This is a genomic window from Acidovorax sp. CCYZU-2555 (assembly GCF_018413525.1).
In the GTDB taxonomy this organism is placed as follows: domain Bacteria; phylum Pseudomonadota; class Gammaproteobacteria; order Burkholderiales; family Burkholderiaceae_C; genus Comamonas.
Genome location: NZ_JAHCDD010000008.1, coordinates 1 through 22,712, shown reverse-complemented (window position 1 = coordinate 22,712; position 22,712 = coordinate 1). Strand labels below are relative to the sequence as shown.

Here is a 22,712-nt window from a genome sequence, read left to right as displayed (position 1 = left end):
ATGACATGAACTGCTTGCCACATGACATTTGCAACATTGGCGAAAAATGGCGGCGCACAGGCCGCCGTCGCCATCAGCGCAGCACTTCGGCCAGCGCGCGCGCCAGGTCGTTGCGCTGCAGCGGCTTGGCCAGCAGCCGGGTCACGCCGACGGCGCCGGCACGCTGAGCCAGCAGCGCGCCGCCATAGCCGCTGACCAGCAGTACCGGGATATGCGGTGCGCGCTGGCGCAGGGCCTGCGTCAGCTGGGTGCCTGTCAGTCCCGGCATCACCTCGTCGGTGATCACCGCCGCGAAACGCTGCGGATCGTCGTTCAGTGCCTGCAAGGCCGCGCCCGGGTCTGTGTAGCCCTCGGGCGTGTAACCCAGACCCGTGAGCAATTCACTCGTCAGCGCCACCAGTTCGGGTTCGTCATCCACCACCAGCAGCCGCTGTCCGGCGCCGGGGTGGACCTGCAGCGCGCCTGGTGTCGGGATGTCCACGCCCTCGCTGGACTCCGGCAGGTACAGCGTGAACTGCGCGCCTTGCCCCGGCCTGCTTTGCACGTCGATGGCACCGCCCAGCTCGGCGACCACGCCAAACACCACCGCCAGGCCCAGGCCGGTTCCTGATTGCGCCGCGCGGGTGGTGAAAAACGGCTCGAACAAGCGCTCCATCACATCGGGCGTGATGCCCTTGCCCTGGTCGGTGACGACCAGGCGCAGGTAGTTGCCGGGCGGCAGCTGGGTGTGCGACAGCACGCGCGGCTCGGCAACCTGCAGACGGTCCAGCTGCACGCTGAGCATTCCGCCTTGGGGCATGGCCTGCATGGCATTCGTGCACAGGTTCATCACCGCTTCAAAGGCCTGGGTCGCATCGCCGCGCAGGCAAGCGCCTGGGGCTTGCAGCACGCGCTCCAGCACAATGCCGCCGCGCAGCGAAGCCGACAGCACGCTCAGCACTTCCTCGACCACGGGTTCCAGCTCGAACACCGCCGAAGCCTTGGCCCCGGCGTGACTGAAGGTCAGGATGCGCCCGACCAGGGACTTGCCGCGCAAGGCGATCTGCAAAATCTTGTCGATGTGGCGCGCCTGGTCGCTGCCCGCGGGTGCCGCATCCTGGGCCATTTCGCCGAAACCGACGATGCCGGCCAGCAGATTGTTGAAGTCGTGCGCCACGCTGCCGGCCAGCGTGCCCAGCGACTCCAGTTTGGCGGCGCGGGAAATCTGCGCCTGCAGCGCGCGCTGCGCCTCGGCGCGGCGCCGGTCGGCCAACTGCACCCAATGGACGGCCGCGGCCATGACGAGCACCAGCAGCGCCAGCGCGGCGCCGGACACCGTCGCCGCCTGGCGCCACGAGGCCAGAACCGACTCCAGATCGCGCGAGATGAGCACCTTGACGTCGTAGCGGGACACGGTGTGCAAGGCCACGAGCTTGTCGCTGCCGTCCTCAAACCGGCGCAGCTCCAGCTCCGGGCGCCTGGCCAGATGCCGCGCCAAGGTGGAGGCATCCAGCGTGGGCTCCTGGGCATTCACGCCCGTCAGCCGAACGCCATCGCCGCGCACCACCCAGGCGCTGGTGGCCGTGGAGGGTATGGCCGAGCTGAACGCCCCCAGCAGTGCGCTGGCCTGCATGCCGGCCAGAATCCAGCCGCTGGGCGCATAGGCCGTGCCCGGAAACCGGACTGCCATCGCGATCAGCGGGCCTTTGTCGCCAGGGCCGTCGAAGGGCCGGCTCAGCGCGGCGGCCCCCTCGGCCAGCGTGCCGGGCGAGGGGTGGAATACCGACAAATCGGGGGCCGGCGTCTGGTCCGACGCCGCAATGGTCCGCCCGGAATCGTCGAGCAGCCACAAGGTATCCACCAGGGGCATCAAGGCCGCGCGCGTGCGCAGTGCCTGGCGCGCGTCGCCGCCGGGGCCGGCCATCGCCAGCCCGCGGCGGCCTTCGAGCAACTCGGCGCGCAAGGCGTGCAGGCCCTCATCGGCGCCGCTCAGTCCGCGTTCTATGCCGTCGGTGAGCGTCAGCGACAGCAGGCCCAGCTCGCGGGACTGGCTTTGCACGGCGTCGCGCCGCAGATGCCACAGGCCTATGGAGGTGACCGCCGCCAGTGCCAGCCACAAGCCGAGCGCAATCCACCAGGGGCGGCGCAGACTGCGTGAACTGGCTTCGATTTCGGGTTCCATGCGCTGTGGGCGGCTCAGGCCGTGCAAGAAGGGATCAAGGGAATCTGGCGGCATCCCCCGGATGAAGCGCACTCCATGCCGGGCATGCCCACCGGGCAGGCACGCATCATGACATGCAGCGTGCTTTCGTTGGCCTGGCGGCCTGAACCGCTGCGGCCTTGCGCTACCATGCGCATCAGCCCTGAAGGCTGTACAACCAACGCTGCGTACTTGTGCCTTTCTACAGCGACGAGATCCATGAACACCCGTATTGACCCGCATATTCTCGTCATCGACGACGACCCCGACATCCGCGAACTGGTGGTCGAATACCTTGGCAAGAACGATATGCGGGTCAGTGTCGGCAGTTCGGGCAAGGAAATGTTCGAGGTCTTCGACCGCGAGGCCATCGACCTGGTGCTGCTCGACTTGAAGCTGCCGGGCGAAGACGGCATGAACCTGGCGCGCCAGCTGCGCGAACGCGCAACCGTGCCTATCGTGCTGCTCACCGGGCGCAACGAGGAGGCCGACCGCGTGATGGGTCTGGAGCTGGGCGCCGACGACTATGTCACCAAGCCCTTCAGCCCGCGCGAGCTGCTGGCGCGCCTGCGCGCCGTGCTGCGCCGCTACCAGGTGCAGGCCACGCTGCCCGAGCGCGACAACACGCGCCGCGCGTTCCGTTTTTCGGGTTGGGAGCTGAATTTGCGCACCCGGCGCTTGCTGGCGCCGGATGGCAGCTCGGTGGAATTGTCCAATGGCGAATTCAGCCTGTTGAATGCGCTGTGCCGCGCCCCCCAGCGGGTGCTCACCCGCGATCAGCTGCTGTCGATGTCGCGCCTGCACGAGGCCGAGGTCTATGACCGCACCGTGGACGTGCAGATCCGGCGACTGCGCCTGAAGATCGAGCCCGATCAGGCCAAGCCGGTGCTGATCGTCACCGAACGCGGCGCGGGCTATCGGCTGGCCAGCGATGTCGAGACGCTGTTCTGAAGCGCTATGCAAGCCAGGACCCGCCAACTGTGCGTCACCTGGCCGAATCCCGCGCGAGCGCCAAGGCATAGGCCAGGCCTGAGCGCAAGCCACCCAGCGCCATGGTGCTCACTTCGATGGAATCCGCGTGCAAGCGCTTGTGCCTGGCGGGCGACCATTCCTGCAGGCCCAGACCGACGCACTTGCAGCGCGCTTCGAGCTCGGCCCATTCCAGCGCAAACACCCTGTCGCGTGGCATGCCGTCGATTGCTGCGAGGCGCGCAATCGATTCAACGCCCAGATAGAGCTTCGCCACCTGTGCCCAATCCGGCATGGAAGCAATCTCTGTCACATCGATGCCGATGTGCGCACCGGGGCAGATGGCAATCAGTGCCAGGTCCTGGCTGTAGCTCATGCTGATCGACAAAGGCAGGCCTTGCCAGTGCAAGTCCACGCACGGTGCCTGGCCGGGTACGAAATGCAGGCGCGTCTTTTCGGGTGCCGTCCCCAAATAGTCCGCCAGAAGAGCCCTCAACAGATCCCTGGCCCCGGCGCGCAGATGCTGGCCCGGGCCTTGAAGCACCCACACAGCGGGCTGGGCCGCGCGCAATGCCGGCCGTTGATCCGGGGCCATTGGCGCCCACTGCATCAAGGCGACCATGACTGCGCGGGTGAGCCGTGCCAGGCGCTGTCGGGCGGCAGCTTCTCGCCCTTCATGACCAGGGTCAGCGGCCCGAGCAGCACGCCATCGCCGATCACGGTGTCGTACAGCACGGTGCTGCGAATGCCCAGCGTCACTCTTTCGCCGATCTGGATACGGCCGATCTTCATGACGCGGTCCTCGAACAGGTGGGTCTGCGGACCGGACCAGGCGTTGAGTTCGCTGCGTTCACCGATCTCGACGCAATCGAATTCGGTGATGTCGGTCGTATTCATGTAGACGTCGCGGCCTATCTTCACCCCCATGAGCCGCAGCATCGACGGCATCATGGGCGTGCCGCGCAGGTACTCGAGGAAGTTGGGCACGGCAATCGACTCATAGATGCTGGTCAGCGCTTCGCTGGTCCAGACGAACGGCGTCCACATCGGCATGGCCCGTGGCCGGTAACGACCAATCAGCAGCCACTTGAGCGCCGCCACGAACAGGAAGCAGCCAATGCCGTAATAAATGCCAGCCACGCCCAGGTCGAACACCAGTTCAAGCCATGCGTCCTCGGCGGCCACGGGCATGAGATGCTGGACGATCACATAGCCTGCGCCGATGATGAGCGACAGCGGCAGCACGATGCGCATCGCTTCCACCAGCGCACGGCCCAGCCAGCGCCAGCGCGACGGGTGGAAAGTCAGGGACTCAGGAAAGCCTGTGAGCACTTCACGCGACGGCAGGCTGATCGCTGGCGAGCCCACCCAGGTCTGCCCCGGTTGCATCTTCTCGCTCGCCGGGGCCTTGGACTGCACGCCGAGCAGCACGTCCGACGGCAAGGTCGTGCCGTCTGGCACATAGGCGCCGTTGCCGACAAAACTGCGCCGGCCTATGACCGTGTAGTCGATCGACATCCAGCCGCCGTCGACTTCCTCGTCGCCCAGCATGACCGCATCGGCGATGAAGGACTCGTCGCCCAGCGTCAGCATGTCCGGAATCAGGCCCATGGCGGTCGAGATTTCGGCATGGCGGCCGATCTTCGCGCCCAGCAGGCGATACCAGTACGGCACAAAAACCGTGGCATAGACGCCATGCAGCACATGCAGACTTGCCACTTGGATCTGGTTGGCCAACCACTTGCGGCAGTACAGGTTGCTGTGCACCGGCCAGGTTCCGGGGCGCAGCCTTGGCAGCACGGCCCAGCGTATCGCGGCCGCGATCAACGCTGTTCCCACGATCAGCACGGCACTGGCGGGCAGGGCAAGCAAGGCGTATTGGAATACCGCGAGCACATAGCCGTGCGCTTCCAGCGACGGCGCCAGCACCCGTTCTTCGAGGGCATCGATCAACGCAAACGCCGGGAAGATGGGCAGAAAGAACAACACCGCCGTCAGCGCGGCGCCGAGCGCGAAGAACAAGGACTCGCCAATGCGCCGGGCCCGCGTGACCGGCGGGCGCGCAGGCCGCTCGCCGCACTGGCGATGGCGCACAAACTTCGCCGGCGAGCCGTCCCAGATTTCATTCGCAGCGACACGTGCGCCGCGCGCCAGGGCCGCCAGACCTTCGAGCCGGCCCCAGGGCGCGATGGCGGTATCGCCCTCCATGACCGCATACGAGCCCACATAGCCTTCGGCGCCGATGTCGATGGCGCCCACCACCAACTCAGCGCGCTCCACGCGCACGTTCTCCAGATTGACGTTCGAGCCGATGCTGGCGCCGTCACCGATGCGCAGCAGATGGGGTTGGCGGATCGTGACCGAGCCGACGACCACATCCTTGCCGACCTGCGCCCCCATGGCGCGCAGGTAACCGTTGTAAAGCGCGCAGCCCGAGAGCAGGTAGGCCGGGGCAAGCTGCTGCAGCCGGTCGGCCAGCCACCAGCGGAAATAGTGCAGACCCCACAAGGGGTAGCGCCCCGGCTTGAGCCCGCGCAGCAGCAGCCGGCTGCTGAGCACCGCCACCGTCAGACTGAAAAGATGGCTGCCGAGGAAAACCATCACCGAAGCCAGCACGGCAAACGCGATGCTGTCGCCGGGCTCGCCGGTGAAATAGTGGTAGGTGAAAAACGGCGCGAGCCAGTTCATGACATTCAGACTGATCATGAACGGCAAGGCCAGCGCCTGCGCGCCGCCGCACAGCATCCTGCGCCACCGCGGAACCGGCGCGAAGTCGGCCAGCGCCGCGTCGCCGAGCTTGGCCATGCCGGCTTGCATGGCTTGGGCGATGGCGCCGAGGCGACGGTTCTGGTAAACATCGTTGACTGTCATGTGCACGAAGCGCGCATCTTCGCGCAGCGCCGAAACCAGGCGCGCCGCCAACAGGGAATGCCCGCCGAGGTCGTCGAAGAAATCCGCCGTTCGGCGCAAGGCCTGGCCGGGAAACAGGCGCGCCAGCGCGGCGAACAGCGCCGCCTCCACCTCGGTTTCGGCGTCATCCGAATCCGTGGGCGCGGCGATCTCGCCCATGGGCAAGGCGCGCAAGGCCTTGCGATCGATCTTGCCCGAGGTCAGGCGGGGAATGCCGGACACGATCTCGAAGTGGCCAGGCACCATGTAGGGCGGCAAGACTGCGCGCAAGCCGGCGCGCAGATCGGCAGGTGTAGGCGGGGTGTCGCCGCCGTCGACGACGTAGGCCACCAACTGGTCGATCTCGTTGACGGGCTTGAGCACCACGGCGGCCGTGCCGCTGTGCAGCAACTCGGCCAGCTTGGCCTCGATCTCGCCAAGCTCGACACGAAACCCCCGTACCTTGACCTGATCGTCGACCCGCCCCAGGCAATGGACCTGTCCCTGCGCGTCGATGCGCGCCAGATCGCCGGTGCGGTAAAGGCGTGGCTCGTGCGGGTGTGTCATCCAGGGGTTGGCGACGAACTTCTCGGCCGTGAGCTCCGGTCGTCCCAGGTATCCCAGGGCCACGCCGGGACCGATGATGCACAGTTCGCCGGTTTCGCCGGCGTCGGCCAGCTTCAGGTCGGCATCGACCACCAGCAGGCCATAGTTAGGCAGCGGCGCGCCTATCGTCACGGCCTGGCCGGCGTGGAGCTCGGCAATGCTGGCGGACACGGTGGCCTCGGTGGGGCCATAAGTATTGAACATCCGGCGCGAAGGCGTGGCCCAGCGGTCCACCACGGCCTGCGGACACATTTCGCCGCCCAGATTGATCAGCCGCAAGCCCGGTACATCGCTGCTGAACAGCGCCAGCAAGGTCGGCACGGCGTGCAGCACGCTGACACCATGATCGATCAGCGCTCGCGGCAGGGCATCGGGGTCGGCCGTGATTTCACGCGGAGCGATCCACAAGGTGGCGCCCACCAGATAGGAGATCCAGATTTCCTCGAACGACATGTCGAAGGCCAGCGAAAAGCCCTGGTACACGACGTCGTCGGCATGCACGCCCAGCACGGCGTTCTCGCTGCGCAGGAAATGGCATATGGCCCCCTGGCTGATCGGCACGCCCTTGGGCTTGCCGGTGGAACCCGAGGTGTAAATAACGTAGGACGGATGCTCAGGCCTGGCGCCATGGCGGCGCAGCAAGGGCTCCGATGTCTGCGCGAGCAGCGTCGCCGGGTCCCATACCGCGCATATGGCTGCGAGCGACGGATGGCCGGTGACGATGCCTACCGCCTGCGCATCTTCCAGGCAAACTGCGACCCGCTCTGCAGGCGCGTCTGCATCCAGCGGCAGCCAGGCCGCCCCGGTCTTGGCGATGGCCAACTGGCTGACCAGCAAGTCCATGCCCCGCGGCAACCACAGACCCACGATATCGCCGGGTTTCACGCCCTTGGCCATCAGGTGGTGGGCCATCAGACTGGCGCGTTCGTCCAGATCACGATAGCTCAGTTGCAGGTCACCGCAGATCAGCGCCGCATGCGCGGGCTGGCGCGCCGCCGTGGCCTCGAAAAGGTCGGCCAACACTTCTTTGCGCAGAAAATCCTGGCGAAACGGCCCTCTTGTTATTGTCATAAGCGAACGAACATCTTCAGCATGTGTGCTCGGAGGGCAAGCCGTAGCCTTGAACGGACGCCGCCGCAATCCGCTGATCGCGACGTCCGTGTGTCACATTTTCCCTGATTGACGCTTGGCGATTGGTCAGGGCTGACATATTTCGTGCCTTGGAGAAGTCGCCGGTGTCAGAATGCTGCCCCGGCGAGGCCATGGTGGATCGACATGAGTCATTCAGAAGTGCTTGTCGACCACGCTTGCGTGCGATGCCAGCACCGGAATGCCGGCGCGCTCCACGTGCAGGCCGGCTGCGGATGGCGTCAGCGCAGGCCCAGCGAAGAGGCGTTGACCAACTCGAAATTGACAGCATCCAACGCGGCGCCCAGCGCTTCGCGCTGCGATGCACTCAGCTCCACCAGGGGCGGCCGCGTCGTGGCCCAGTCGGCGCGGTCGGTCTTCATCGCGATGGAGGCCTTCATGGCTGCGATGATGGGAAACTGGGCAAATGCCGCGCGGGTCGCGTTGAGTTTCGCCTGCTGGGCGTCGGCATCGGCGTTTTGCCAGGTCTTGAACAACTGCACGATGGGCGCCGGGTTGACGTTGCCTGTGGCCGTGATGCAGCCTGCACCGCCCGCGCGCAGCGTGGCGAGGAGAAAGGTTTCGCTGCCCGCGAAAACATCCAGGCCGCGGGGCTGAAACTGCTCGATCATGGAGCGGGTGTTGTCCCAGTCGCCCGAACTGTCTTTGACTCCGGTGATGATCCCGGGAAACGCGGTCATCAGACGGTCAATCAACGCCAGCGAAATCGGCACCTGCGTGACGGGTGGAATGTGGTACAGGAACACGCGCAGACGATCGTCGGCAACGCCTTCGATGACGCTGGCGAAGGCGCGGAACAGTCCCTCGTCGCTGACGCCTTTGTAGTAGAACGGCGGCAGCATCAGCACGCCACCACAACCGGCTCCGACCGCATGGCGCGTCAACTCGATGACGTCGGGCAGGGCGCAGGCGCCCGTGCCCGGCATGATGCGGTGCGCCGGCAACTCAGCGCTGATCAGCGTGTCGAGCAGCGTGCGCTTCTCTTTCAGCGTGAGCGATGTCGCCTCGGAGTTCGTCCCGAAAATGGACAAGCCCACTTCCTGGTCGAGCAACCAGCGGCAGTGGCGCACAAAGCGCTCTGGATCCGGCGTCAGATCGGTATTGAACGGTGTGAGCACGGGCGAATAAACGCCTTGGAAGCGATGGGAATGGGACATGGAGGGCCTGATCGTTTTTGAAGAAGAGAGTTGAAATGCCGCCATCACGGATGGCGAGATGATTTTTGGCGGCCGTATTTATGGGCGACGCAATCGCCAGGAACGCCCTGCAGTTCGGTGAGGCCGAGCATGGCCATGCACTGCGAGATCTCGTTGGACAGCAGTTGCAGCCCGTGGTGCACGCCCGCCTCCCCGGCCGCGGCTGCGGCGTAGGCGAAAGGGCGTCCGACAAACACCATCCTCGCGCCCAGGGCCAGCGCCTTGAGTACGTCCGTGCCGCGCCGCACGCCGCTATCGAGCATCACGGGCAACTGCGGGCAGGCTTGCACTACCTCTGACAAGGCGTGGATCGTCGGGCGCGCGCCGTGAAGCTGGCGCCCGCCATGGTTGGACACGATGATCCCGTCCACACCCTCGTCTGCTACCAGGCGAGCATCCTCCCGGGTGGCAATGCCTTTGACGATCAAGTGACCATGCCACTGCCGCCGTATCGCCGCCAGATGGTGGGCGGTGAACGAGCCGCGGTCCGAAAAGTCACGGGTGACCGAGCGCGACAGGATGGGGGCGCCGCGCTGGGCATCGTTGTTCTCGAAGTGCGGCATTCCATGCAACGCCAATGTGCGCAGGCAAGTGCCCAGCAACCAGCGCGGGTGCGTGATGCCGTCCCATGCCAGCCGAAGATTGGGCTTCAGGGGCGCGGAAAAGCCGCTTTTCACGGCCAACTCGAGGTGAGGCTGGGCCTGAACGTCGACCGTGATCACCAGCGTCTTGAAACCCGCTTTCGCCACGCGGTCGATCAAGGCGCGATTGCGATCCGCATTGCCCGTCACATACGCCTGGAACCAGGCGTTCGGGTTGGCTTGAGCGATCGCTTCCATGGGAATCAGCGACGAGCCGCTCATGATCATCGGCAGATTCCGGGCCGCCGCCGCCTGTGCCAGGAGAAGATCGCCACGGTAGGCCGACAATGCACTCAAGCCCATGGGCGCTATCCCGAACGGGCTGGCGTAGCGCTGACCCAGAATGTCCACCGCCGTCGTGCGCGCGGAGACATCGCGCAGAAACCGCGGACGGAATTCGAAATCGTCAAATGCGTCCCGGTTGTGCCGCGCCGCGGCCTGCCCGTCGGCTGCCGCGCAGATGTAGCCGAACACGGCAGCCGGCAGCATGCGCTGCGCGACAGACTCATAGTCTTCCAGCGAGCGCACGGTCGTCAGCATGCGACGGGGTATGCGAAGTCGTTTCTTTTCTGGGTGCAGCATGATGGCTTCAGTCAGGCTTGATCTTTGCGGATTCCACCAACTTGGCCCACTTCACGGTTTCCGTCTGCATATAGCTGCGAAACTGCGCGGGATCATTGCCCACCAGCGTCAGTCCTTGGCCGCGCAACTTGGACTGGAATTCCTTGTCTGCGAGGCTGGTGACGATTTCGCGGTGCAGGCGCTCAATGACGGGTTTGGGCGTGGCGACCGGGGCGAACAAGCCGAACCAGGTCAGCGCTTCGAAGCCAGGCAGGCCCGACTCGGCGACGGTCGGGATATCAGGCGCGACGTCACTGCGTTGAAGGCTGCTGACGGCGATCGCGCGCAATTTGCCCGAGCGGATGGAGGGCAGCAGCGTGGGCAAGTTGCCGAACATGACGGTGACCTGCGCACCCAGCACGTCCGCGAGCGCATTGGACTCGCCCTTGTAGGGGATGTGCACCATCTTCACCCCGGCCATCTGGTTCAGCAGTTCGCTGGCCACATGCTGGGGGCCGCCCTGTCCTGAAGACGCATAAGCCAGTTCGCCTTTCTGGGCACGCGCCAGCGCGATCAGTTCCTTGACGTTCTGTACCGGCACGGACGGGTGAACGACCAGCACCAATGGCACGGAAGCGACCAGCGAGATGGGCGCCAGATCCTCCATAGGGCGAAAGGGCATCTTGGGGTAGACCGCGGGCGCCACCAGCATCGTGGATTGCGTGCCCAGCAGCACGGTATAGCCATCGGGCAGTGACTTCGCGGCCGCGTCGCCCGCAAGGGTTCCCGTGGCTCCCGGCTTGTTTTCAACGACCACCGATTGACCCAGCCGCGCGCCCAAACCCTGTGCGAGTTGACGGCCTACGTTGTCGACCGCTCCGCCGGCGGAAAACCCGATCAGCATCTTGATCGGACGGTTGGGCCAGCTGTCGGGCGCGGCCAGTGCCATGTTCGCGCCGGCCAGCGTTGCCACCGCCAAGGCGATGGCGCACAGCCCCTGACGGCGGGTTGTTCCCTGATATGAAATGCGCATTTGTTTGTCTCCTTTATTTTTTGGTACTGCTTGCAGCAGGCGGCGCTGGCGAGCGATCGCCTGCCTGGAAGTCATTCTCAAGTTCCAAGAAAAAAAGAAAAACATGCTTCTCCATTGTTTAAAATGAAGAAAAACTGGATTCCCAATTGAATACAAACTTCATTGACAGCTTTGTCGCCGTGGTGGAGTGCGGCTCCATCGCCGAAGCGGCTCGGCGGCTCAACCTCACGGCGACGGCCTTGGCCTTGCGGGTTCAGACGCTGGAAGCCGAGTTCGGCTGTCAGTTGCTGGTGCGCTCAGGCCGCACCGTGCGGCCGACAGAAAGTGGCGCGCGTCTCGCGGCCGGCGCCGGCAGCCTGCAGAAGGTGCTGAGGGAATTGCGTTCGAATGTGCTGGGTGAGGCACTGCCCAGCAGCCTGCGCTTCGGCTCGATCAGCACGGCCCTGAGCGGCTGGTTGCCCGAGCACCTCGGAGAAGTCGTCCGTCTGTATCCACGCATCGATGTGCAACTGGTGGCCGGTGTGTCGCGCGATCTGTACCACCAGGTGCAGCGCGATCAACTCGACATGGCGCTGATCGTTGTGCCGCCTTTCGAGCTGCCCAAGTCCCTGAGCTGGAGAACGGTGCGCCGCGAGCCCTTGGTCGTCCTGGCGCACAAGAGTCATGCCTGGGCCGACCCGCTTGCACTGCTGGCATCGCAACCACACATTCGCTATGACCGGAAGAACTGGGGCGGCGCTCTTTCGGATCAATACCTGCAGTCCCGACGCATCCAGCCCACGGAGCGCGTGGAACTGGATGCACTTGATGCCCTGGAAGTATTGGTAGGGCTGGGAATGGGGGTGTCACTGGTGCCCGATTGGGCCCGCGCCAAGCCTCTTGGGGAGCACCTGATAGCGCTTCCGGTTCCCGATCCCCTGTACCGTGAAATCGGCTTGCTGTGGCCCGCGGGCTCCGCCCATGGCCGGCTGCTGGATGCGCTGCTGCGGTGAGTCGAGAGGAGGCACGGCCGGGCCCCCCAGATCTATGCGCGTGAGTTTCAACGCCAGATTGCGGGCCAGCACGCGCGCTCGCCTCCCGCCATGCCCTGCGCCATCCTGCTGGCGACGGGCTGCAACCGCTGCGCAGTCTTTTATGCGTTGGCCGGTCGTCCCACGGTCTTGACCAGCCGCACCATGCGATCGAGCTGTTGCTCGAACATGCGGTCGGCCTGCGCCTGGTCGGTGATCGGCTGGGCGACGTTGCGGCCTTCGAGCTCCAGCTTGGCGCGGATCTCCGGTTTGGCCAGGGCTTCGTTCACGGTCTCACGCTGCAGCCTGTGCCTTGAGCCAGTCCATGACGGCCTGCGCGCTGGGCGTCATCGCGCGCTCGGCGCTCACGGCCAGGTGGTAGGTGTGGCCTTCGATGCTGGGGCCGAAGGGCTGATGGAGCCGACCGGAGGCCAGTTCTTCGGCGACCAGGGCCTGGCTCACCAGGGCGATGCCCTCGCCAGCGACCGCCGCCTGGATCGCATGGCCTTCGTCCGAGAAGCGCAAGACGCCCGCAGGCGCGGCCTCCATCAGCCGGGCTTGGGCAAACCAGCGTTTCCAGGTCGGGTTGTGCGCGTGGGGCCGGCGCCACTCGAAATAGATCAGCGGCCAGCGTGCGAGGTCTTCGACCGTGCGCACGCCCAGGCGTGGATTGGCGACGGGCGCGAAGCGGTCGGTGAACAGCGGCTCGACGATCAGTCCGGGATAGGGGCCGCGGCCGTAGCGGATGGCGATGTCGACGGTGGTGGAGCGCAGGTTGACGGTTTCGTCCGAGGCCTGCAATTGCAGGTCTATGCCCGCGAAGTCCTGGCGGAACGCGCCCATGCGCGGCAACAGCCATTTGGCGGTGAAGGCATTGGTCGCAGAGATCACCACCTGGGGCCGCTGGCGCGCTTTCGTGAGCTGCTCCAACGCCGCCTGGAAAGCGTCAAAGCCGTCTCGCAGCACGGGATACAGCGACGCACCCGCTTCGGTCAGCGCGACGCGCCGCACCTGCCGGGTGAACAGCGGCGCGCCGATCTGCTGCTCGAGCCCGCGAATCTGGTGGCTGACCGCCGTGGGCGTGACCGCGAGCTCTTCGGCCGCCGCCTTGAAGCTGCCCAGCCGGGCCGCGGCCTCGAAAGCGCGCAGGGCGGACAGCGGCAGGGATCGTCGGTGCATGAACGTTTGGAAGGTGCCTCGCGACACCCGCCTATGGATGAGATCAATTCATCCTACAGCTGACTAATGAACCTTTGTCGGCGTGCGGCCATCTGCGTATCTTCCCTCTATCCGCTGCCACTTCGGCAGCGGTCCACAAATGAGAGGAATTCACCATGATAGAACGTGTCATCACCCATCCGGACCCTTATGAGCCTTTCCTGCTGTCGCAGGGCATCAAGGCCAATGGCTGGTTGTTCATCTCGGGCCAGGCCGGCGCCGGCGACAACGGCAAGATCGTCGCCGGAGGCTTTCTGACGCAGGGCCGGCAGGCGTTCGCGAATCTGCGCCGGGCGCTCGAAGCCGGCGGCGCCAGCCTCAAGGATGTCGTCAAGGTCACCATCTTCGTCACCGACATGGGGCATTTCGATGACGTGGTGACGCTGCGCCGCGAGTTCTTCGCCGCGCCATACCCGGCCGACACCATCGCCGAGATCCGCGCGCTCTACACGCCCGAGGCGTTGGTAGAAATCGAGGCGATTGCCTGCGTGCCGCACCAGGAGGGCCGCTGAGATGAGCCTCCTTTTCGACCCGGTCGACCTCGGCCCGCTGCATTTGAACAACCGCCTGGCCGTCGCCCCGATGACGCGCGTCAGCGCCACGGCGCAGGGCCTGGTCACGGCGCGCATGGCGGACTACTACGGCGAGTTCGCCGCCGGTGGCTTTGGCCTGGTGATCACCGAAGGCGTCTACACCGACCAGGCCTATGCCCAGGGCTATTGCTACCAGCCAGGTCTTGCCGACGACGGTCAGCGTGAAGCCTGGCGGCCGGTGGTGCAGCGCGTGCATGCGAGCGCCGGCCGCATCGTCGCCCAGCTGATGCACGCGGGCGCCATCTCGCAGGGCAACCCGCACCGGCCCGAGCCCAAGGGGCCCTCGGCGCTGCAGCCCAGGGGCCAGCAGATGAACTTCTACCGCGGCGAAGGCGCGTACCGCCAGCCAGGTGCGCTGTCGCTCGCGGAAATTGACGCCGTCGTCGAGGGATTCGCCAGCGCGGCGCTGCGTGCCAAGCAGGCTGGCTTCGACGGCGTGGAAATCCATGGCGCAAACGGCTACCTGCTCGACCAGTTTCTGACCGACTACACCAACCACCGCGACGATGCCTACGGCGGCTCGCTGGCGCGCCGTCTGCGCCTGGGCGTGGAGACCATTGAGGCGGTGCGCCGCGCCGTGGGGCCCGACTTCGCTGTGGGCTACCGCGTGTCGCAGGGCAAGGTCAACGATTTCACGCACAAATGGAGTGGCGGCGAGGCAGATGCGGCGCTGATCTTCGAAACCCTGTCGGCCGCGCCCCTCGATTTCCTGCACACGACGGAGTTCGAGGCCTGGCAGCCGGCGTTCGGCGCATCGCCCAGTCTGGCAGCGCTGGCGCGCCGGCATGGCAAGTTGCCGGTGATCGCCAATGGCGCGCTGCACGCGCCGGCCGATGCCGCCGCAATGATAGAGCGCGGCGAGGCCAACTTGGTGGCGCTGGGCCGTGGGGCGCTGACCCATGCCGACTGGCCGAACCGCGTGCGCGCCGGCCGGGTGCTGCACGCCTTTGATCGCGGCTTGCTGGCGCCGATCGCCGACCTGGCGAACGCCGACCGGCTGCGCGGTCTTCGAGACGCTCCCGCGTGCCATGCCCAGCTCCGCACATGAAGACTCCTGCTGAGAAGCAACAACCGCACGCGCAGGGGGCTTGCGCTTGCACTGCAAAGATAAAGGGTCTTTTATGAGCTTTTCTTGATGGCCCTCTGACAATCGCAGTTTCGCTCTATGAGCGCTTATCTGGTCAAGACTGCGGGTCTACTCGTGTCCTACTTACTGCAATGAACCCACCGAACAAAGGCAAAGCCCTTCTGCTGATCAACCCCTATTCACGCCGTGGCGCGCTGGAGTCCGAGCCCTGCAGGCAACTGCTGCAGCGTGCGGGGCTGGAGGTGCTTCAGCCGGAAGTGCCCGAAGGCGTCTCGGCGAGCAATGTGATCCAGGCCTATGCCAGCCAGGTAGACCGCGTGATCGTGGGCGGCGGCGACGGTAGCTTGAACGGGGCGGCTGCGGGCATCATCCAGACAGGTCTTCCCCTGGGCGTTCTGCCGCTGGGAACGGCGAACGACTTCGCGCGTACCATGGGCATTCCTCTGGACATGGAAAGCGCCGTTCGCGTCGCCTGCGGTGAAAACACGGTGCGCGTGGACCTGGGTTTGGCGAACGGCAATCCATTCTTCAACGTCGCCAGCATAGGCTTCAGCGCAGACCTTGCTTCATCGCTTACGGCCAGTGCAAAGCGCCGCTGGGGCAAGTTGGGTTATGCGATCACGGCGGCACGCATACTCGCGGCGTCGAATTTGTTTGAAGCAACGCTGGAGCATGACGGCACCGTCGAGAAACTCAGGACTTTTCAGGTCTCTGTGGGCAACGGTCGGTACTATGGCGGCGGAATGGCCGTGCACCACGATGCGACAGCCATGGACGGGCTGCTGGATTTCTACAGTCTGGAGGTGTCCCACTGGTGGCGGCTTCTGTGGCTTCTTCCCGCCATAAGAAAAGGCACCCACAGCCAATGGGATGAAGTGAGGGCGTTTTCGACCAAGGCGCTGACCATCCGCACCCGCACCGAGCGCCCCGTCAATCTCGACGGCGAGCTGCGCACGCAGACGCCGGTCGTGTTCAAGCTCGCAGAGCGCGCCGTGAAAGTGTTTGTTCCGCAAACGCCGTAGCCACCCAGGGCAACCACGCGGATGCCCTAGCAAAGCACCGAAACCCGCGCGCTGGCGGGCACGGCGCAGCAGATCAGGGCTTCGTCGGCGCCGACCTGGGCTGTGGGGGTGGTGAGATAGGCCACCTTTCCTTCGCTGATCTTGACCTTGCACGTGCCGCAACTGCCGCTGCGGCAGCCATAGGCCGGCGCCAGGCCCGCCTGTTCGGCGATTTCCAGGATCGATCCATCGCCCGGATTCCACGTCGCCTGTTTTCCCGCTGCCGAAAAGACCACCTGGGCAGTGACCGCCGAAGGCGCTGCATCCGCACGGCCGGGGAGGGCGGATGAGCCCGAGCGTTTCAAGCCGGACGGACCGAACGACTCGGCGTGAATGCGCTCGTCTGCAATGTTCAGCGAACGCAAGCCGTCGTACAGCGACTGCATGAAGCCCGCGGGGCCGCACAGGTAGAAGTCGTAGTCGGCCAGCGGCAGATAGGCCTGGAGCAGGTCCAGGTCGATGCGGCCTATGGCGTCGTAGTCGTCGATGGCCTTGGCGCCCTGGTCGGAGCCCAACACACGCACCTGGCGAACGGCGCCCTCGGCGGCACCGACCAGCTGGGCGATTTCCTGGTCGAACGCGCGCTCGGCCTTGGTTCTTGCCGAATGGAAGATCCACGCCGGTCGGCGATGGCGCGTACGCACGCCTTCCAGCACCAGGTGGCGCAGCATGGACAGGATGGGCGTGATGCCTATGCCCGCCGCCAGCAGCACCGCCGGGCGCCGCTGGGCAGCGTCTATCGTGAACGCGCCCGCAGGGCTTTGTACTTCGACCAGGTCGCCTTCCTGTAGCCGGTGCAGGCGCTGCGATACCAGGCCTTGCTGCTTGACGCTGATGCGATAGGCCTTGTCGCCGGGCGCGCAGGACAGGGTGTAGGTGCGGCTCGGCAATGTGCCGCCGATCAGGCGCAGCGGCAGATGCTGGCCCGCCAGATGCGGCACCATGGCCGCGCCATCGGCCGCTTCGAGCACCAGCGAACGCACGGTGCTGCTTTCCTCTATCGCCCGCGTGATGCGAAACGGCCGCCATTGGCCGGGCAGCGCCTGCGCTTGCAGGCGCGCCGACGCTTCGTCCCAGCTGCCGGTCAGGAAGACGCTGGGCGATGCGCCGTCCGGGCGCTGGTCCCAGCGCAGCGGCAGGCCCTCTGGGCGGTGCACCACCTTGCTGGGCATGAAGCGCCACAGGCGCTCGGCGCCCTGGAATGCGGCGATTTCGGGGGAGTCGAGGATGACTTCGACCACGCCGGTCATCTGCAGCATGTCGCCCGTCGCATAGTCGACGAACAGCAGGCCCGCCCTGGGGTTCAGCACGAAGTTGCCCAGGGTGTTGAAAAAGAAATTGCCGTTGAACTCCGGCACGGTGAGGCTGCCATCGGCGTCGATGCGCACAAAGCCGGGCTTGCCGCCGCGGTGCGACACATCGACCTGGCGCTGGCCGTCGCGGCTGTCCTTGCCTTGGATATAGGAGGCGACATACAGGCTGTCGGCGCTGCGTATCATGCGCCGCGCCTTGTCGTCGAGCACGTCGATGATGTAGGCCGCTTGCGGCGATGGTTGACCGGCGGGCCTGGTCGGCACGCAGGAGCGGTTGGTGATGTAGCGCGGGCAGGCGCCGAAGCTCTGCCCGACTTCGATGGCAAACCCCTGCTCGCCCGCGCTGCGGCGAATGATGCCGTTGAGCCGGTTGCGGCGGCGCGTCATCGGGTCCATGCCCAGCAAGCCGATCGCGTTGCCGTCTTCCATGCCGGCGTCTGCGGGGTCTGAGGGTTCACGCAGCGTATCGACGCTCAGATGCTGCGCGTCCTGCGCGCCCAGAAACCCGGGCAGGCCGGCACGCATGGTGGCCCACACAGCCCCGCCTGGATCGACCGCGCCCAGCAGAACGAAGGGCAGCAGCGGAAAGAATTCCCGGTGCTGTTCGGGCATGAAAGTCCGTACGTACTGGTGCCCTAACGCATGCACCTGCGCCACCACGCCGGCCTGGCGCTGTATGGCCAGCTCGCCCGCGTGCCAGGCAGAGGCCTTATCGGAGGGAAGGGGGACTGATGCAGGCATGGCGATTCCTTATTCCTGGTTCAAGCGGCCAGGCCGGCGGGCGTCTTCTGGAATGGAACGAAGCCCGGCAAGGCTTGCACACGCGCCAGCCAGGCGCGGATGTTGGGATAGGGCGCCAGGTCCACAAAGCCTTCGGGCGCACGGTCGGTGTAGCTGTACAGCGCCACGTCGGCGATGGTCGGAGTCGAGGCGGTCCCCGTTTTTTCGCTGGCGATCCAGTCGCGGCCTTCCAGCGCCTGCTCCATGCGTTCGAAGATCACATGGGCGCGGGCGATGACTTCTTCGGCGCGGTGCGAAGATTTGAAGACCGTGATCAAGCGGGCGGCGCAGGGTCCGTAGGCGATTTCGCCTGCCGCCACCGACAGCCAGCGCTGTACCCGTGCCGCGCCCACCGCGTCTTCCGGCAGCCAGTCGGTGCGGCCCAGCTTCTTGGCGAGGTACACAAGGATGGCATTGGAGTCGTTGACGATGATTCCATCGTCATCCAGCACCGGTACCTGGCCGAAGGCGTTCATGGCAAGAAACGCGGCCGTCTTGTGCGCGCCCTTGGCCAGGTCTACGTCGATGATTTCATGCGGCACGTCCAGCAGCGCCAGAAACAGGCGTGCGCGGTGGGCATGGCCGGACAGGGGAAAGTGGTAGAGCTTCATGGAATGGGTTCCTGTGGTGGTTGACAGCCCGAATTCTGATAGTTGCATGTCGAATTGATAATCCAGAAAATATAGAATCCGGCATTCCAAAAATCGGAACAATCAATGGACAAGCTGCAGTGCATGAAAGTCTTCGTCAAGGTGGTGGAACTGGGTGGCTTTGCCGGCGCGGCGCGGGCGCTGCGCATGAGCCCGCCCGCCGTGACGCGGGCCATCGCCATGCTGGAGGAGGGCATAGGCGCACGCCTGCTGCAGCGCACCACGCGTTCCGTGAAGCCGACCGAAGCCGGTGCGCGCTACCTGGAAGATTGCCGCCGCATACTGCTGGAGGTGGACGAAGCCGACGCCGGCGCCGCGGGCGCGCACGGCACGCCCAGCGGAACCCTCACGGTGACGGCATCGACGCGATTCGGCACCATGCACGTGCTGCCCATACTCACGGAATACCTGGACCGCCATCCGGCGATGACCGGGCAGGCGCTGTTCGTGGACCGCAACACCAACCTGGTCGAAGAAGGCATCGATGTCGCCGTGCGCATCGGTCATTTGCCGTCCTCGGGCTATCACGCCATCAAGGTGGGCAGCGTGCGCCGTGTCGTCTGCGCGTCTCCAAGCTACCTCACGGCCGCAGGTCGCCCTGAGCACCCCAGCGACCTGGGCCAGCACAACATCATCGCGTCTGTCGGCACCTGGTCATCGCTCGAATGGCGCTTTGGGCAGGACCATCAGATCAGCCTCCAGGTGCGGCCGCGCCTGTTCTGCAATACCAACGAAGCCGCCATAGACGCCGCGCTGCAAGGCTGGGGCATCTCGCGCGTGCTGTCCTATCAGGTCGCGGCGGACATCCATTCGGGCAGGCTGGAAGTCGTGCTGGCGCAGTTCGAAGAACCCGCCTTGCCGGTGCATGTGGTGCATGCGGAAGGCCGCAGGGTCACGGCGAAATCACGGGCCTTCATCGATCTGGCGGTGGAGCGCCTGCGCAGCAACCCCGCGCTGGTGCATGCGGACTGAAACGGCGGTGTGCAGATAAACAGCTGCCTCTGGGCGCCCAAGGTTTAGACTCCAGGCTTTTTCCAACTTTCGATGTGGAATCGAGCCGGCAGGCGCGTGCTGCGATGCGGTCTTTTTTGTGGCGAGATGCCGAGCTTTCATGATGGATAAATTCTTGCTGCAGCAGCAGGTGCTGGAACAGCTCGCAGAAGATCTGCGGCAAACCGAACAGGCAGTGCGTACGGCGCATGAAACGGCGACCCACGAAGAGAACATCGCCGAAAACAAATACGACACATTGGGTCTGGAAGCCGCCTACCTGGCCTCGGGCCAGGCGCGGCGCGCCGAAGCCATGCGTGAGGCGTTGGCCCATTGGCGCCAATTCCGTGCGCTGCCCTACGACGCCAGCAAAGGCATACAGCTTGGCGCGCTGGTCTGCCTGGTCGATTCCAACGACAAAGAGCAGCAGCTGTTTCTCGGACCGGCCGGGGGCAGCATGAAGTTGCTCAGCGGCACGCAGCTCGTTCAGGTCATCAGCAGCGAAGCCCCTTTGGCCAGGGCCATGCTGGGTAAAGGCGAGGGCGATGAGGTGTCCATACAGGTAGGTTCAATCCGCCAACGGTTCGAGGTGCTGCGGGTTGATTGAGCCCATGCGCCTCAGGCGCGCTGCAGGATTTCGTAGTCAATGGGCTTGAAGCTGCCGTTGTTGGAGTTTTCCGCCGAACACGAAGTCAGGCCACAGACCAGGTCCATCTCGGCGCGCAGTTCGATGAAGTCGCCAGGCCGCGACTTGGGCGGCTTGACCGCGACCACGCCGTCGGGCCCCACTTCGACGTTCATAAAAACATTGAAGGTGGTGCCGATCTGCTCCGGGCGTATGCCGAATTCGGCCAGCGCGGTGTACAGATTTTCGAAGCAGCTCGGGTGGTGGCCCTGGTGCTTGTAGAGAATCTCGAACATCTCCTGGCTGCAGGGCGTCAACAGAAAATCATGGCGGCCGACCTGGTCTTCGAGAATCACGAACATCGCCCGGCTGTCATTGGCATAGAGCGTATCGCCGCTGCTCAGATAGATCTTGGACGCGTAGTCGATGCTGCGCCCCGAAGACAGGCTGCAGGCATGGTCGCCGTCCTTGAACGCAAACAAATCGGCCACCTGCTCGCCCATGGGGTCATGGATACGCAGGATCTCGCCGGCGCGCAGGCGAAAGGCAACGCCCGATTGGGGAGGAATACGCGTGCAGGCGTGCGGAACTTCATGCATCTTTCTGGGCTTTCGAATGGAATGGACATTGCCAGTCGGCTTCCACCGCCCGGCCTGAATACTGGCGCGCCTCGGAGGCCTCGCCAAAACGTGCAAGCACCGGATTGATCGAACCTTGAAGCGCGATATCGCGCGTGCGTATCGCTTCCTGCAGCAGGGTGTACTTGCCGCTGGCCTTGAGCTGTTCGAACTGCTCGTGGAAGTTGAACACCAGGCAGGGCATGGGCGTGCGGCGCGCGAGTCGCGAGGCACCGGGGTGCATGCCGACGACAAAGAACGCGCGCCCGCCGACGCTGAACGAAAAGTCTTCGCGCAGGGGATCATCGCCGACACCGCTTGCCCAGGGAATACCGTGCGCGCAATCGTGTGCGTGCAGCGCGCGCAGTTGGCGCCACATCCGCTGTTCGAAGCGCAATTCATCGAGTTGGGGCGCGCGGAACACGGCAATGAAGCTCACGGGCACCATGCCGGGATCGGGGTACTGGCGCGAATAGTCCACCAGCGCCGCATGCAAGGCCGGCGTCAGGGATTCATCGCCGAGTTCGCCGAATTCCTGCAGCTGCATGCGCCCCTTGTTGAGCGCCGACTTGGCGCCCACGCAGGGAAAGGACTTGTCGGCGATGAATTCCTTGAGGAGGCCTGCGGCAGCAGGTGCGTTCGGTTCATTTTCGCAGGGGTGGAGGTGCATGCAGCTAAGTTAAGCCCATCCTCGAGCGTCCTCGGTGCGCCCATTGCCGACCTCACCGTGGGAGCGCGGGCTCCGGCATTGTAGGGAATCCCCTTGCCACAGCAGCCAAACGCAGGCCCAGCCTGCAATCCTTGCGCGGGCATCACTTTCTTGCGTGGGCCGTCTGTGCCTTGTGGCGTGGTTCTTGCAAGCTATGGCGCGTACACGCCATAACGCACCACATCGGTGAATTCAGGTCGCGCGCATGTCACTGCCGGCGCCGCCAGGCGCTTATGCTGAAGCTGCCGCGAAGAGACAGCGGCACGCGATTTCCTTCCCAAAGCCTATAAAGGAACGTTCATGAACCACACCACTCCTGCATCAATGCCCACCTGGCGCCCTACGGCCACGGTCATGGCCTGTTTGTTGCTGCTTTCTGCCTGCGGCGGCAGCGGCAGTGACAATGCCGACAACGGTACCGGCAGCCCCGAAAGCGCCTGCGCCGTGGTCAGCAACACCGGATCGGTGGTCGTAGGTTCGGGCTTGCCGGGTGATCCGGCCGCGCCCGAACCCGCATCGGGTTACCGACTGGGCAAGACAGCGGTCTATGCCAAGCAATACATGGTGTCCACGGCCAATCCGCTGGCTTCACGCGCGGGCTGCGACGTGCTGAAGGCCGGCGGCTCGGCCGTCGATGCCGCCGTGGCGGTGCAGATGGTGCTGGGTCTGGTGGAGCCACAATCTTCGGGCCTGGGCGGCGGCGCGTTCATGCTGCACTACGACGCCACGCAGAAGAAAGTCCAAGCCTACGACGGCCGCGAAACCGCGCCCGCTGCCGCCACCGAGAATTACCTGCGCTGGGTCAGCGATGCCGACCGTACGGCGCCCCAGCCCGG

21 protein-coding genes are annotated in these 22,712 nt (G+C 65.2%); 9 read left to right on the top strand and 12 right to left on the bottom strand.

Features of this window, described 5'->3' with window-relative positions; translation table 11 throughout:
- Positions 1-73: 73 nt before the first annotated feature.
- Positions 74-2,161, bottom strand: coding sequence for an ATP-binding protein (locus KHY18_RS04270; protein WP_213294684.1), 2,088 nt, complete (start codon positions 2,159-2,161; stop codon positions 74-76).
- Between the two features lie 237 nt (positions 2,162-2,398).
- Here KHY18_RS04270 and KHY18_RS04265 point away from each other — a divergent pair, with 237 nt between their 5' ends.
- On the top strand, positions 2,399-3,130 hold the full coding sequence (locus tag KHY18_RS04265) for a response regulator transcription factor (protein WP_213294682.1): 732 nt from the start codon (positions 2,399-2,401) through the stop codon (positions 3,128-3,130).
- Positions 3,131-3,164: 34 nt separating this feature from the next.
- Here KHY18_RS04265 and KHY18_RS04260 read toward each other — a convergent pair whose 3' ends face one another.
- From KHY18_RS04260 to KHY18_RS04240, 5 genes are all read right to left on the bottom strand, one after another.
- Complete coding sequence (locus KHY18_RS04260) at positions 3,165-3,770, bottom strand: 4'-phosphopantetheinyl transferase family protein (protein WP_213294680.1); 606 nt, start codon at positions 3,768-3,770, stop codon at positions 3,165-3,167.
- Complete coding sequence (locus tag KHY18_RS04255; RefSeq protein WP_349630246.1) at positions 3,758-7,666, bottom strand: Pls/PosA family non-ribosomal peptide synthetase; 3,909 nt, start codon at positions 7,664-7,666, stop codon at positions 3,758-3,760. The genes KHY18_RS04260 and KHY18_RS04255 overlap by 13 nt, the downstream gene beginning before the upstream one ends.
- A 347-nt stretch (positions 7,667-8,013) precedes the next feature.
- Positions 8,014-8,949, bottom strand: coding sequence for a dihydrodipicolinate synthase family protein (locus tag KHY18_RS04250; protein WP_213294819.1), 936 nt, complete (start codon positions 8,947-8,949; stop codon positions 8,014-8,016).
- Positions 8,950-8,993: 44 nt separating this feature from the next.
- The gene (locus tag KHY18_RS04245) at positions 8,994-10,169 is read right to left on the bottom strand and encodes an alpha-hydroxy acid oxidase (RefSeq protein ID WP_249728906.1); all 1,176 of its coding nucleotides are present in this window, start codon (positions 10,167-10,169) and stop codon (positions 8,994-8,996) included.
- Positions 10,170-10,218: 49 nt separating this feature from the next.
- Positions 10,219-11,223, bottom strand: coding sequence for a Bug family tripartite tricarboxylate transporter substrate binding protein (locus KHY18_RS04240; RefSeq protein ID WP_249728905.1), 1,005 nt, complete (start codon positions 11,221-11,223; stop codon positions 10,219-10,221).
- Between KHY18_RS04240 and KHY18_RS04235 the strand changes: the two genes are divergently transcribed.
- Both KHY18_RS04235 and KHY18_RS04230 read left to right on the top strand, forming a co-directional pair.
- Positions 11,224-11,373, top strand: coding sequence for a hypothetical protein (locus KHY18_RS04235; RefSeq protein ID WP_213294672.1), 150 nt, complete (start codon positions 11,224-11,226; stop codon positions 11,371-11,373).
- Complete coding sequence (locus KHY18_RS04230; protein ID WP_213294670.1) at positions 11,370-12,215, top strand: LysR family transcriptional regulator; 846 nt, start codon at positions 11,370-11,372, stop codon at positions 12,213-12,215. Before KHY18_RS04235 ends, KHY18_RS04230 begins: the two co-directional genes overlap by 4 nt.
- A gap of 140 nt (positions 12,216-12,355) precedes the next feature.
- Here KHY18_RS04230 and KHY18_RS04225 read toward each other — a convergent pair whose 3' ends face one another.
- Positions 12,356-12,523, bottom strand: coding sequence for a hypothetical protein (locus KHY18_RS04225; protein ID WP_213294668.1), 168 nt, complete (start codon positions 12,521-12,523; stop codon positions 12,356-12,358).
- A gap of 4 nt (positions 12,524-12,527) precedes the next feature.
- The gene (locus tag KHY18_RS04220) at positions 12,528-13,412 is read right to left on the bottom strand and encodes a LysR substrate-binding domain-containing protein (protein ID WP_213294666.1); all 885 of its coding nucleotides are present in this window, start codon (positions 13,410-13,412) and stop codon (positions 12,528-12,530) included.
- Between the two features lie 155 nt (positions 13,413-13,567).
- Here KHY18_RS04220 and KHY18_RS04215 point away from each other — a divergent pair, with 155 nt between their 5' ends.
- From KHY18_RS04215 to KHY18_RS04205, 3 genes are all read left to right on the top strand, one after another.
- A complete protein-coding gene (locus KHY18_RS04215; RefSeq protein WP_213294663.1) occupies positions 13,568-13,963 on the top strand; it encodes a RidA family protein in 396 nt (131 codons plus the stop codon).
- Position 13,964: 1 nt separating this feature from the next.
- Positions 13,965-15,092, top strand: coding sequence for an oxidoreductase (locus KHY18_RS04210; RefSeq protein ID WP_213294660.1), 1,128 nt, complete (start codon positions 13,965-13,967; stop codon positions 15,090-15,092).
- 170 nt (positions 15,093-15,262) lie between these two features.
- The gene (locus KHY18_RS04205) at positions 15,263-16,153 is read left to right on the top strand and encodes a lipid kinase (RefSeq protein WP_213294658.1); all 891 of its coding nucleotides are present in this window, start codon (positions 15,263-15,265) and stop codon (positions 16,151-16,153) included.
- Between the two features lie 26 nt (positions 16,154-16,179).
- On the opposite strand, the gene KHY18_RS04200 is transcribed toward KHY18_RS04205, so the two are convergent.
- Together KHY18_RS04200 and KHY18_RS04195 are read right to left on the bottom strand one after the other, a co-directional pair.
- Positions 16,180-18,246 carry a 2Fe-2S iron-sulfur cluster-binding protein gene (locus KHY18_RS04200; RefSeq protein ID WP_213294656.1) on the bottom strand — a complete coding sequence of 689 codons (2,067 nt, stop codon included), beginning with the start codon at positions 18,244-18,246 and terminating at the stop codon, positions 16,180-16,182.
- Between the two features lie 20 nt (positions 18,247-18,266).
- On the bottom strand, positions 18,267-18,896 hold the full coding sequence (locus KHY18_RS04195) for a glutathione S-transferase family protein (protein ID WP_213294654.1): 630 nt from the start codon (positions 18,894-18,896) through the stop codon (positions 18,267-18,269).
- A 105-nt stretch (positions 18,897-19,001) separates the two neighbouring features.
- Between KHY18_RS04195 and KHY18_RS04190 the strand changes: the two genes are divergently transcribed.
- Both KHY18_RS04190 and KHY18_RS04185 read left to right on the top strand, forming a co-directional pair.
- Complete coding sequence (locus tag KHY18_RS04190; protein WP_213294652.1) at positions 19,002-19,907, top strand: LysR family transcriptional regulator; 906 nt, start codon at positions 19,002-19,004, stop codon at positions 19,905-19,907.
- Between the two features lie 142 nt (positions 19,908-20,049).
- Positions 20,050-20,532 (top strand): GreA/GreB family elongation factor, encoded by a 483-nt coding sequence (locus KHY18_RS04185; RefSeq protein ID WP_213294817.1) that lies wholly within the window; start codon positions 20,050-20,052, stop codon positions 20,530-20,532.
- 11 nt (positions 20,533-20,543) lie between these two features.
- On the opposite strand, the gene KHY18_RS04180 is transcribed toward KHY18_RS04185, so the two are convergent.
- Positions 20,544-21,149, bottom strand: a complete 606-nt coding sequence (locus KHY18_RS04180) for a DUF1989 domain-containing protein (protein WP_213294650.1) — start codon at positions 21,147-21,149, stop codon at positions 20,544-20,546.
- Entirely contained in the window at positions 21,142-21,837 is a 696-nt protein-coding gene (gene gntA / locus KHY18_RS04175; protein WP_213294647.1) for a guanitoxin biosynthesis heme-dependent pre-guanitoxin N-hydroxylase GntA, read from the bottom strand. Before gntA ends, KHY18_RS04180 begins: the two co-directional genes overlap by 8 nt.
- A gap of 339 nt (positions 21,838-22,176) precedes the next feature.
- Here gntA and KHY18_RS04170 point away from each other — a divergent pair.
- Positions 22,177-22,712, top strand: a 536-nt coding sequence (locus KHY18_RS04170; protein WP_213294644.1) for a gamma-glutamyltransferase, incomplete at its 3' end; no start/stop codon positions are given.

Bases quoted from the DNA above. Each gene is read 5' to 3' on its own strand.
- KHY18_RS04270 (WP_213294684.1), bottom strand. From the start codon at position 2,161: ATGGAACCCGAAATCGAAGCCAGTTCACGCAGTCTGCGCCGCCCCTGG.
- KHY18_RS04265 (WP_213294682.1), top strand. From the start codon at position 2,399: ATGAACACCCGTATTGACCCGCATATTCTCGTCATCGACGACGACCCC.
- KHY18_RS04260 (WP_213294680.1), bottom strand. From the start codon at position 3,770: ATGGTCGCCTTGATGCAGTGGGCGCCAATGGCCCCGGATCAACGGCCG.
- KHY18_RS04250 (WP_213294819.1), bottom strand. From the start codon at position 8,949: ATGTCCCATTCCCATCGCTTCCAAGGCGTTTATTCGCCCGTGCTCACA.
- KHY18_RS04245 (WP_249728906.1), bottom strand. From the start codon at position 10,169: ATGCTGACGACCGTGCGCTCGCTGGAAGACTATGAGTCTGTCGCGCAG.
- KHY18_RS04240 (WP_249728905.1), bottom strand. From the start codon at position 11,223: ATGCGCATTTCATATCAGGGAACAACCCGCCGTCAGGGGCTGTGCGCC.
- KHY18_RS04220 (WP_213294666.1), bottom strand. From the start codon at position 13,412: ATGCACCGACGATCCCTGCCGCTGTCCGCCCTGCGCGCTTTCGAGGCC.
- KHY18_RS04215 (WP_213294663.1), top strand. From the start codon at position 13,568: ATGATAGAACGTGTCATCACCCATCCGGACCCTTATGAGCCTTTCCTG.
- KHY18_RS04210 (WP_213294660.1), top strand. From the start codon at position 13,965: ATGAGCCTCCTTTTCGACCCGGTCGACCTCGGCCCGCTGCATTTGAAC.
- KHY18_RS04205 (WP_213294658.1), top strand. From the start codon at position 15,263: ATGAACCCACCGAACAAAGGCAAAGCCCTTCTGCTGATCAACCCCTAT.
- KHY18_RS04200 (WP_213294656.1), bottom strand. From the start codon at position 18,246: ATGCCTGCATCAGTCCCCCTTCCCTCCGATAAGGCCTCTGCCTGGCAC.
- KHY18_RS04195 (WP_213294654.1), bottom strand. From the start codon at position 18,896: ATGAAGCTCTACCACTTTCCCCTGTCCGGCCATGCCCACCGCGCACGC.
- KHY18_RS04190 (WP_213294652.1), top strand. From the start codon at position 19,002: ATGGACAAGCTGCAGTGCATGAAAGTCTTCGTCAAGGTGGTGGAACTG.
- KHY18_RS04185 (WP_213294817.1), top strand. From the start codon at position 20,050: ATGGATAAATTCTTGCTGCAGCAGCAGGTGCTGGAACAGCTCGCAGAA.
- KHY18_RS04180 (WP_213294650.1), bottom strand. From the start codon at position 21,149: ATGCATGAAGTTCCGCACGCCTGCACGCGTATTCCTCCCCAATCGGGC.
- gntA (WP_213294647.1), bottom strand. From the start codon at position 21,837: ATGCACCTCCACCCCTGCGAAAATGAACCGAACGCACCTGCTGCCGCA.